Origin of the sequence: Arthrospira sp. PCC 8006, assembly GCF_046480465.1 — a bacterium.
Taxonomy (GTDB): Bacteria; Cyanobacteriota; Cyanobacteriia; order Cyanobacteriales; family Microcoleaceae; genus Limnospira; species Limnospira platensis.
The window spans coordinates 1-10745 of the sequence record NZ_PKGG01000187.1 but is presented as its reverse complement, the minus strand read 5'-3'; the positions used below and the strand labels follow the sequence as shown (position 1 = coordinate 10745).

Here is a 10745-nt window from a genome sequence, read left to right as displayed (position 1 = left end):
GCTCCGGACCATCAACATCCTCTCGCTGCTCTTCCACACCCTGCAGGAGTTGCTCGATAACAAGTACCAGTTGCTACGAGCGCACTTACCGAAGCGCCAAACCTTCTTTAATGATTTGCGCGCGCTTACCCAGACTGTACTTCGACAGTTGGGACCACCTTCTGGCCTTTATGCTTGAGGGTCTCGAGTTAGACATCCCACCCGATAGCAGTTGAATTTCCAAAATGAGAATTGCTGGTTTTATCGTCGCGGGTGTGGCGGTGTAGTAGCTGAAGATTCTTGTATTCATCCTTTCCGCCTTGGCTTCGAGGTACAGTGTGGTCTACTTCCACTAAATCTGATGAGGTAAAGTATGGCCCGCACCAGGTACGCCTACCCTTTTGCTTCTTGAGTAGTTTGGCTACCCTTGTTGGCGTTTCTATTGCTTGTCCTTTTCTGGTTGCCCAGTAAGTCCAATTTCCGTCATAAAGTGTTGCGTCAGGGCGTATTAGGGTGTGTCTGACAATCGGAGTCCAATTATGTTTCCACAATGTAAATCCATCTTTGGTTTTGAAGAACCAACTTTCATGCCTTTCTTTCCCATTGCTGAGTTTGACCGTTCCTGGTCTAAGATAATTTCTCAGCTTTTCATAAGTGGCCTTTCCGTATCTTGAAACTGTCCATGCCCGTAACATTTGCCAGATTATGTTGTCTAGTTTGCTGAAGGTCTCGGTTGAGACTACCCCTGAGTAGTAATTAGACTATCCCCGTATTATTGGGTTTAGTTTGTTTATTAGGGCTGATTGAGGTGCTGTTTTGTGTTTTTTAATTACACCTTTAATCACTTCTGTATTAGCTTTAACTGCTTTTTGGCTGGGTTTTATGTGGGTTTTATGTCCGATTAATCGGCTCGTGGGTCCCCCTGTTTTTCCAGACTTGTATTTTCCTACTGGGATTAGGGGTCGAGATAGACCTCACGGTCTACCCCTCCCATTCAGAACCGTACTTGAGACTTTCACCTCATACGGCTCCTAGTTTGACCGTCTCCTTGTTAAGAGTGCAGCATCATCTCTTCATCAAGAGCTGTTTTATCATCGTGACAATGGCGATGTAGTAATTGAAGATTCTTGTATTCATCCTTTCCGCCTTGGCTTCTAGGTACAATGTGGTCTACTTCAATTAAATCTAATGGGGTAAAGAATTGCCCACACCAGGTACACTTGCCTTTTTGCTTTTTGAGTAGTTTAGCTATACTTGTTGGCGTATCGATTGCTTGTCCTTTTCTGGTGGCCCAGTAAGTCCAGTTTCCGTCATATGGTGTTGCTTCGGGGCGTATTAGGGTATGTCTGACAATTGGAGTCCAATTGTGCATGAATAGATGTAACCCATCTTTGGTTTGGAATATCCAATTTTCGTGTCTTTCTTTCCCATTGCTAAGTTTAATTGTTCCATGTCTGAAATAATTTCTTAGCTTTTTGTTACTTGCCTTTCCGCATCTTGATACTGTCCATGCCCGTAACATTTGCCAGATTATGAAGTCTAGCTTAACGAAGGTCTCTGTTGAGACTACCGCTGAATAATAGTTTGCCCATCCCCGAATGATTGGGTTTAGTTTGCTAATCAGGGCTGATTGAGGTGCTGTTCTATATTGTTTTATTACACCTTTAATCACTTCTGTGTGGGCTTTGACTGCTTTATTGCTGGGTTTGATGTGGGTTTTGTGGCCGATTAGTCGGCTTGCTGTTCCACATGTTTTCCCAGATTTTTATTTTCCTGCTGGATATTGCCTAATATTGAATCCTAGAAAGTCAAACCCTGGTTCCTCTATTTTTCCATTATACTCAATAGGTTTTAGCGTGTGACATATTCGAGTTTTTTCAGGTTTTATTTCTAGTCCTACAGGTTTTAACCATACAGAGATAGCAGTTTTGCACTGTTCTATAATCTCTAGTGATGGTGATATCACTACAAAATCATCGGCATATCTTATTAAGGTGACTTTAACCTTAACCCATTTTGTTTTTGGATACATCGTTTCAATTAACCTAACCATGCCCAACAGTGCGATGTTAGCCAGGAGTGGACTTATTACCCCTCCTTGAGGTGTCCCTGTTTCAGTATCCTCAAATACACCGTTATCTAGCACACCTGCTTTAAGCCATTGTTTCAGGTCTCTTTTTAGGCTGCTGGGACAATGAATTTTGGACAGTAGGTAATCATGATTTATTCGGTCAAAACATTTTGCTATGTCTGCATCCAGTACATAGTAACCACCTTTATTTATACTTTGGTAGATTCTGGATATTGCATCGTGGGCTGACCGTCCAGGACGGAACCCGTAGCTTGTGCCTTCAAATCTCGATTCCCATTCAGGTTCGAGAGCCGACTTAACCAAGGCTTGCCTTGCTCTATCTTGAATTGTGGGTATTCCTATTCCAGCTTTTTTCATCCCTACCAGGTTTTGGAATCCAAACCCGACGCAGTGGTTTTGCTTTGAGATTTCCCTTAATGTTCTTGACCAGTTCAAACCTTTGTCTTGGAGAGATTACTCTTACTCCATCAACTCCGGCTGTCTTCTTGCCTTGACCCGCTTGGGGGGGCGGGTTTATTAAGCTGACTGTTGGGAAGCATGGCTGACCGTGGAACCCGCCCCTACAGCCGCACTGCTAAGAGCCGGGCATARTATGATTTCACCAATAGACGTTGCCACCTTCTAACCTTTGCATTTTGTCCCGATTTAGCTGCTTGAAATATACTCTTTTGGAGCTTGAAAACTTTCCGTTGAACCTTAGTCCATGGGATTGCCTTCCATGCGTTGTTCGTAGTCTTGATTAGTTTTGGTTTCCCAAACCCTTTCTTTAAACTCGCTATCGCCATCTGTACACCTACTAGCCTCTATTTCTTACAATCAAACCGTGACCTGTTAGCATATCCCTACCATTACAGCAGGGCGTTGGCTTTTGGTCACATCTCACCCCCTAATAGGCTTACGCTTACACTTTCACTACTGACTCTCTCGACCAGATTGTCAGAGCCTAGAAGGGGTTAAAAACGTTCCGTTTGTATGGGCATTCCATCTTTAGATTTGTCCTCTCCACCGRGGTACTTTAAAGGTCTGTGTAGGTGTTAACAAAAATACCCTACTTTTCCCTATACTCTTTTGAGCGCAGCGTATCAACCTATTTCGCTACTTAGAATTTACGATGGTTCAAGCCGGACATTCGGTTTCCCTAATCATGGATGGTTGGCAGTGGTCAAGTTTGGCAGTTGGTTCTGCTTCATGCCTTCCGTTCCCCGCTTCAATCCTGAGATTGTGATTCCCAAAACTGGGGGTGGCTATCGCCGTTACCCTAATTTCCTAGCTTTTACTTATCCATTTTTGGGCTTCCTATAAGGAATTTGTATAAGTTAGTTCGCTTTGACCTTGGGTTCCCTGCCTCGTTTTGTATCGTTGTGATACTAAACTTCGGGACGTACAAACAGTTATGAGGATGGTCAGGAGTGCGCTCCTTATATTCAACCAAGGGGCTGAAGTCMCCACCAGGCGGTTATTTCAGGTATTTCAACCMTATTTCATGCCTGAACGTCTCGCACTTTGTATATTTATATACCAAACGTTGGGACATATAAACAGTTATGGGATGGTCAGGGTACGAATCCCTTATATTTCACCAAGGGGTAAAAGTCCCACTAGGAGGTTATTTCATGCATTGCAGCCTTATTTGACTCCTAAACATCTCGCACCATACCTGTCAATGTGGGTTCAGCTTGGATCGGGATTGGAACGCTGCGATTAACATCCTGAAGTCAGCCTTGTGTACGCTAGGGTATAGCGGAACATGGGTCTATTACCCGAACGCTTCAGGAGATTCGACCTCTACTCTGGCTGGAGCAATCCTGTCAAAGCAAGTTGGGTCTATGAATGAAGAATCCCCTCGTCTTTACGCAGGGGAGTGTCAAACCCGCCCTAGCCAATTTGGCTTACAATTTGGGTATTAATGGGTACTTTTGACTCTCCCCCCTCTCAAGAGAGGGGGATTCACAATCGACCCAAAAACGGTAATTAGGGGCGGGTTCACGAACAATCCGCTCGAAATAGAGGATGATTGCTAGAGGCGGCGGCTACAGCAGGGGAAGTCGAAACGCCCCTACCCAGTCTAAAGATTAGGTGACCCTATGTAGTTGTTGATGCCAAATGCTTCTCAATCACCTCAGAAATATCTGAGGGTTTGACTCGGGTATAATGAGCCTTATCTGGCATGAAAACTAAGTTGGGTCCTAATTTACATTTTTTCAGACAACCTGTTTTTTCAATTTTAACTTGATCATGCAATCCGCGATCGCATAAGGCTTGCTCCAGCACTTGACAAACGGCTTGTCCTCCTCGCTTCCGACAATCTGATTTCTGACAAATTAGAATTTTAGCGGGTTTAGGCTGACTTTTAGTTGGGGAACTGGGAGACTTTACCGGGCGCACTGATGGTTCAGAGGCTAGTATAATCCTGGTGGCTTTTAGTTTGACCTTGAAATTTTTTAAATTGAGGATTTTTTCGCCAAATACTCTCACCTCTACCCCCTTATATAACAGGTGTTTTGCATCGTAATTTAATCGCTTAGATAGCTTAATTCTATACAATCCTGATGTGGTGATTAGTTGCAATATTTGCGGGTTTTTGCCTTTTAATAAAATCTGCACAACCCTACCGGAAAGGCTGAAATCCGAAACTTGCTTATTGAATTTAGACATAATTTTAGAAGTGTGTTTGGTGTGCTTTGGTTAATGGGATTTATTGCCTAACTACGATGCCAGGCTCTTTCCAGAGATAGGGCTAGTTCCCGTGGCGATGCACTTAACCTTCTCACGACACTAGCAAGCTGAACAGCTTCGGTGGTGTTGGTAATCTTTACCCGCAGGGGGTGATCTACCTGACACCAACAGGTAATTCCCAATTCTTGGAGGCGCTGATAGACCTGCCACCTTTTTGACCAGGCCACTTCTACTACTTCACCGGACTTGGGATCTAATTCTGATGAATTCATTACTACATCTAAATGAAATATATTGGCACTACATTGGGCTGATTACTGCTGCCCTAGCTTAAAATTGCCTGGGCTAGTCCCATATTTCATTGATAACATAAATGAAATATTTTCTCAATAGCTAGTTTATAAAAGTTTACGAAAACCTCAGCGCCAGGGGCAGATTGATGGCAAATAATACATCCAAATATATACTTACCGAAAAAAATCTGTAAATTTAGATACATTTTGGGGAAAATTATGCCAAAATTTTAGTAGGGGAATTTTTTGATCATAAAATCGGAGATTTAAAATCATGAGTTTAGAAGAACAAGCCCGGGAATTGTTGGCCCAGAATCGTCACCATAAGCAGCATCTTCACGAAACGATGCGTTCGCGAGCGGAGGAGGAAGGCGATCGCCCAATTATTGCGGACTCTCAAGGGCGGGAACTGTTAGCCGAAACCCGTCACCATGATGAACATATCCACGAAACGATGCTGTCGCGGGCGGCCCAGGAAGGCGATCGCGCACGTGGAGCTTGTAGCGAGCCTAATCACAGTATGGCGCACGAACAGGCGCGGGAACTGTTAGCCGAAACCCGTCACCATGATGAACATATCCACGAAACGATGCTGTCGCGGTCTAGTGAGGGATATTAGCAATAGTAGAGGTAGAGTTAGCATAGCCCCATGAGGGGAGACAAAACCACCTAGGAAGGTAGTTAGCAACCTACTTTCTTAGGTGGTGTGCGAGACGTTCAGGAGACCAAATAGGGCTGTGATGCCTGAAATAACCTCCTGGTGGGACTTAAACCCCTTGGTTGAATATAAGGGAAAGCACCCCTGACCATCCCATAACTGTTTATGTGTCCCAAAGTTTGGACTTGTGACCAAACTTTATCTAATGCGGGGAACTCAAGGTCATAAACAAACTGCTTGAGCGGAGAGTCATGACTCCATAATATAGCACTAGTCAATACGGTTAGGACGCAGCCTTGAGAACGGAATCCATGGCATCATCGAGAGAATCAAACTGCTCACGTGCAATGGCGAATGCGGGCTTTCAACCACGACCAACATTTCTCTATCTTGTTGAGGTCTGGCGAATAAGGCGGAAGATAGAGTAAACGGCATTGAGCTGCCTCCACCAGTTCAGCCTGCCGTCCCCCTTTATGAAACGTTGCATTGTCAAATACTAGAGTCTGACCTGGCTTCAATGTTGGAATTAAGATAAACTCCAACCACAACTCAAACACTGTCCGATTACAACAACCCTCACCTCAAAGGTAAAGGGAGCTAAGAGTTGTTGATAACACCATGCGGCCATATAGCTCACCCTGCCCTGCCTCTTCCCGGATTTGAGGGCATCGAAGCGTTGTCCTTCCTGGCAGTAACCATAAGGATAATCCGAGTCTTGACTATTCATGCCAGCTTCATCGAGGTAAACCAACTCTTCCGGCTCCATATGTTGAATCTGAGCAATAAACGCCTCTCGCTGTTGCTCATCACCTTCTTGGTAGCCGTAAGTTTTTTTTCTGGTGAAGCCAATTTTCTTCAAGGCTCTGGATATGGTGCGAGGAGAGATGTCGTCATCCCAAAGTTCAGCCATCTGAGCGGAGGTTTTGTGGCCATGCTCTTGGGCAAAAGCCTTGAATTTGTGCCAGTCGGTAATTTGGTGGTTATGACCAGGTGGGCGATTAGGTTTAGGGAGGAAGTCTCCGGTGTGTTCTTTTCTTTGCAGCCAGAGATTGATAGTGTTCCGGCTGAGATGGAAAAATTGACTGGCTTTGGTTTTGGGCATACCGTCTAGTTCAATTGCATCAATAACTTTTTGTCTGAGGTCGTAACTATAGGGGGCTGGCATTTTTGGTCTTCTTAGTCATCTCGTCCTCTCCATTATACGTCCTAACTTTCCTGTCTTGTGCTATAACTCTGTTCCTTTTGACAAAAGGGTATCCACATCAGGAGTCGTGTGAGGTGAAAGTCTCAAGCACGGTTTTGAATGGGAGTTCGGGAAGGTGACTTCCCGTTCGACCCCTACCATATCTGGCTAATTATCGCCCAATATTCCGACTTAATTAACTTTGCAATCTCCATATTGTTCTGGTCCAATCATAGCATCAGTCACCCAGAGACTTTGAACATCACCGTCTCGGAGCCAGCCTCTGTCTCCGGCTTGTAGGGTGGTAATTGGCTCTGGGTTATCTATGGGTTGATTAATCCCTTGAGGGTCGGAGTCGTCCAATTCTGTCGGTAAAGGGGTATTATTGTCTGGTGTAGCTAGATTATGCGATGAGGGAACCGAACACACTTTTAACTCTACCCAAGTTCCGTCATTTTGGGTTGTTTGTCGTTCGAGAACCTGAAAGACACTATTGCTAGGAACTTCCCCTTTTAATTCCCCTTCCACAAAGTCTTGGTGCAATACAATAGGACTTGGGGGGATGTTATTCTGTATAGTGCGAGCAGAACTCAATTGGATGACTGATCCAAGCGGAACACCTGCGCCATAGGGGACAGTTGGGGTAGGGAGAGAAGGATCAGCGGGTCTGGTGGTAAGGGGGGTGCTAGTAGGCGGTTCGTCGGGTTCTGTGGTCTGATCACCCCCTAGGAATGTCCAAGCTAAGGCCCCGCCAATACCCAACAGTATTAAAATGCCTAATGATAATAACCAAATTGAACGGCTTTTGTTTTTGTCAACTACAATTAATTCGGTTTGCATAGCTGAGTCGTCAGAACCGCTGAGGTCTGATGAGCTATCGGCTATGGTGTCATCGTTGAGACTAATGGCGGTAGGAACGGAAATTTCCGGTAAGTCTTGAATTGTCTTGGGGGAAACTTGAAAATGCAGTAGGGCGATGGTAACGTTATCATGGCCGTTTTGGGTGTTGGCAATTTTCAAGAGGCGATCTCGTACTGATGGGAGGGTAGTTTGACCCTGCAAAACTGGTAAGATTTCGCTCTCCCAATATTGTTCTACCCGATCGCGATCGCTCAATCCATCGGAACATAGGACAAAGATACAATCGGAGTCAACGGGAAATCTCTGGATGGTAGGATGTAAATTGAGAGAGTGGGTAATTCCGAGGGCTTGAATTAGGGCTCCCGATGAAATTGCTTGTATGGCTTCACGATAGATGGTATAGCCTAGTCTAACTTCTCGGGAGGCGACATCATCATCAAGGGTAACCTGGTAGCAACCCTCAGGTGTAATCCAGTAGGCGCGGGAGTCTCCAATATGGGTTAAATATATTTCATGAACATGAGCCAAAGCCATGACTATAGTAGTTCCCATGCGTTGACGACCCTGGCGCTCTTCGGTATCATTGCGATCGCTAATGGCATCGTTAGCAATACTAATGGCTCGCTTCAACCGATTGGTCAAGGAAAGGGGGTCCCAATTGGCGGTTGGTAGGGGAATTTTTTCCATTTGTTCCCGTACAATTTCAATAGCTAAACCAGAAGCCACCTCGCCGCCTTCCTGTCCGCCAATACCATCGCAGACAATAGCCAAAGCCATGGAGTTTTCATCAATACCATCGTTGTACGCGGACCGATAGCAGGCATCTTCATTATGCGATCGCGTAGGACCTGCATCTGTGACGGTGACAATATCGACTTGTCTTTCTAAAGACCGTCCACAAATGACTAAGGCTTGGTCTAGTTGACTGGCCAAGCGCATCGACTTTCTAATTTCCCCGGCTATCAGTTGTTGGGTAAGTTGTTCCAAAAATTTCTGAATCCGGCGATCTGCTGTAGGAATTAACGATTGCCAAACTGACCCCAGTTGAGATAGTCCTGCGGCTTTAGCTTGGTAGCGTAATTCCAATAATCTGACCAGAGGCCCTTCTACCCGCAGCAGGTCAAAATCAAGTAGACTGGAAGCGACCCCCTGACAACTCAAGGGATACCACAATGTAGCTATCTGCCATAACCAGCTTAATTGACGCATGGCTGATGTTTCTTCCCAGACTTGGGATAGTAATGGTCGAAGTTCCCCCGACTTAGGTTCAATGGGGCATCCTTCTAACAGCCATATATCTTTTTTTAGGGGACTTTTGGCTGCAGGTATCCACCCATAGACCTGGGGAATGTGGAGTCGCTCAGAAAACAGTTTCAGGTAACAGGAAATCTCCTCGGCGGTAATATCATTTCCGGGAGTTTGCGGAAGTTGTTCGGGTTGAGTGTCCACAAAAATACGACCGCCCTGGCTGAGATAGCGATCGGCAATCAAAGTTCCAGCGGGCATATCCTCAAAGCCCGTAACGAGCGCCCATAGATAGTATTTTCGCATATCATTTTGCATAGAGGGTTCTCACATCTGGAGTAGCCACCAAATTGGGTTCAGGGAATATTTGGATACCAGACCAGAGTGTCTCGTTTCATACCAATACAATCGAGGGTTACGACACAGACAGCAGCCAAGCATTGGAACAACAACACATAGAGTGGTGCAGAAGGGGCGCGTGCGTCACGAAATGTAATCTTTTCGTGTTTTCCGAAAATTGTCGGGATGTGACGCACCCTACAGTTATTGGCGCTGAGTGACTGGCTGGTGTGAACTATTGTAGCGCTTATTATCTCCCAGTATAGTTATCATAGGACCGGGATTTATAGCACAAGACAGAAAAGTTAGGACGCATAGTACAAGACAGGAAAATTAGGACGTATAGCACTAGTCAATACGGTTAGGACGCAGCCTTGAGAACAGAATCCATGGCATCATGGAGAGAATCAAACTGCTCACGTGCAATGAATGGCGAATGCGGGCTTTCAACCACGACCAACATTTCTCTATCTTGTTGAGGTCTGGCGAATAAGGCGGAAGATAGAGTAAACGGCATTGAGCTGCCTCCACCAGTTCAGCCTGCCGCCCCCCTTTATGAAACGTTGCATTGTCCAATACTATAGCACTAGTCAATACGGTTAGGACGCAGCCTTGAGAACAGAATCCATGGCATCATCGAGAGAATCAAACTGCTCACGTGCAATGGCGAATGCGGGCTTTCAACCACGACCAACATTTCTCTATCTTGTTGAGGTCTGGCGAATAAGGCGGAAGATAGAGTAAACGGCATTGAGCCGCCTCCGCCAGTTCAGCCTGCCGCCCCCCTTTATGAAACGTTGCATTGTCCAGTACTAGAGTTTGACCAGGCTTCAATGTTGGAATTAAGATGAACTCCAACCACAACTCAAACACTGTCCGATTACAACAACTCTCAAAGGTAAAGGGGGCTAAGAGTTGTTGATGACACCATGCCGCCATCATGCTCACCCTGCCCTGCCTCTTCCCTGATTTGAGGGCATGGAAGCGTTGTCCTTCCTGGCAGTAACCATAAGGATAATCCGAGTCTTGACTATTCATGCCAGCTTCATCGAGGTAAACCAACCCTTCCGGCTCCATACAGCCTTTACACAAAACACAAAGTACAGTATAATGTATGGCTATTGTATAAGTGTTCACAACCAACTACCATGAGCCGTTACTCTTTAGATTTTCGGAAAAAGATAGTAGAAACCTATGAAAAAGGAGACACTTCTATCCGAAAAGTAGCGAAACGCTTTTTGGTGAGTCCAGACACGGTAAGGCGACTGGTCAAACAGTATCGATTAACGGGAGACTTATCTCCTCGTAAGTGTGGCACTAAAAAGAAAAGCATTTGATCTCAGCATGAGGAAGCCGTGATAGATATTGTAGAAGCCCACCCCGATCTGACCTTATGGCAATATAGTGAGAAGCTCAGAG

General features: G+C 45.4%; 6 protein-coding genes and 7 pseudogenes. 3 read left to right on the top strand and 10 right to left on the bottom strand.

Annotated features, from left to right (window positions below; all coding sequences use genetic code 11):
- Positions 1-188: 188 nt before the first annotated feature.
- From B9T16_RS21185 to B9T16_RS21170, 4 genes and pseudogenes are all read right to left on the bottom strand, one after another.
- Positions 189-932: pseudogene (locus B9T16_RS21185) on the bottom strand (group II intron reverse transcriptase); the annotation flags it as partial.
- 98 nt (positions 933-1030) lie between these two features.
- Positions 1031-2428, bottom strand: a pseudogene (locus tag B9T16_RS21180) (group II intron reverse transcriptase).
- A pseudogene (locus tag B9T16_RS21175) lies at positions 2388-2610 on the bottom strand (HNH endonuclease). Before B9T16_RS21175 ends, B9T16_RS21180 begins: the two co-directional pseudogenes overlap by 41 nt.
- 21 nt (positions 2611-2631) lie before the next feature.
- On the bottom strand, positions 2632-2856 hold the full coding sequence (locus B9T16_RS21170) for a reverse transcriptase N-terminal domain-containing protein (protein WP_014277243.1): 225 nt from the start codon (positions 2854-2856) through the stop codon (positions 2632-2634).
- Between the two features lie 891 nt (positions 2857-3747).
- On the opposite strand from B9T16_RS21170, the gene B9T16_RS21165 reads away from it, so the two are divergent.
- A complete protein-coding gene (locus B9T16_RS21165) occupies positions 3748-3978 on the top strand; it encodes a transposase (RefSeq protein ID WP_014275824.1) in 231 nt (76 codons plus the stop codon).
- Between the two features lie 175 nt (positions 3979-4153).
- On the opposite strand, the gene B9T16_RS21160 is transcribed toward B9T16_RS21165, so the two are convergent.
- Positions 4154-4726 (bottom strand): (2Fe-2S) ferredoxin domain-containing protein, encoded by a 573-nt coding sequence (locus tag B9T16_RS21160; RefSeq protein ID WP_410245690.1) that lies wholly within the window; start codon positions 4724-4726, stop codon positions 4154-4156.
- A gap of 47 nt (positions 4727-4773) precedes the next feature.
- The gene (locus B9T16_RS21155; protein WP_006616110.1) at positions 4774-5019 is read right to left on the bottom strand and encodes an Asr1405/Asl0597 family protein; all 246 of its coding nucleotides are present in this window, start codon (positions 5017-5019) and stop codon (positions 4774-4776) included.
- A gap of 295 nt (positions 5020-5314) precedes the next feature.
- Here B9T16_RS21155 and B9T16_RS21150 point away from each other — a divergent pair, with 295 nt between their 5' ends.
- Positions 5315-5659 (top strand): hypothetical protein, encoded by a 345-nt coding sequence (locus B9T16_RS21150; RefSeq protein ID WP_006616111.1) that lies wholly within the window; start codon positions 5315-5317, stop codon positions 5657-5659.
- 322 nt (positions 5660-5981) lie between these two features.
- Here B9T16_RS21150 and B9T16_RS21145 read toward each other — a convergent pair.
- From B9T16_RS21145 to B9T16_RS21130, 4 genes and pseudogenes are all read right to left on the bottom strand, one after another.
- Positions 5982-6863 (bottom strand): annotated as a pseudogene (locus tag B9T16_RS21145) (IS630 family transposase).
- A gap of 210 nt (positions 6864-7073) precedes the next feature.
- Positions 7074-9305 carry a PP2C family protein-serine/threonine phosphatase gene (locus B9T16_RS21140; protein WP_006616187.1) on the bottom strand — a complete coding sequence of 744 codons (2232 nt, stop codon included), beginning with the start codon at positions 9303-9305 and terminating at the stop codon, positions 7074-7076.
- A 382-nt stretch (positions 9306-9687) separates the two neighbouring features.
- A pseudogene (locus B9T16_RS21135) lies at positions 9688-9935 on the bottom strand (transposase); the annotation flags it as partial.
- A pseudogene (locus B9T16_RS21130) lies at positions 9926-10403 on the bottom strand (IS630 family transposase); the annotation flags it as partial. The pseudogenes B9T16_RS21135 and B9T16_RS21130, both read right to left, overlap by 10 nt.
- Positions 10404-10474: 71 nt before the next feature.
- On the opposite strand from B9T16_RS21130, the pseudogene B9T16_RS21125 reads away from it, so the two are divergent.
- Positions 10475-10745 (top strand): annotated as a pseudogene (locus B9T16_RS21125) (helix-turn-helix domain-containing protein); the annotation flags it as partial.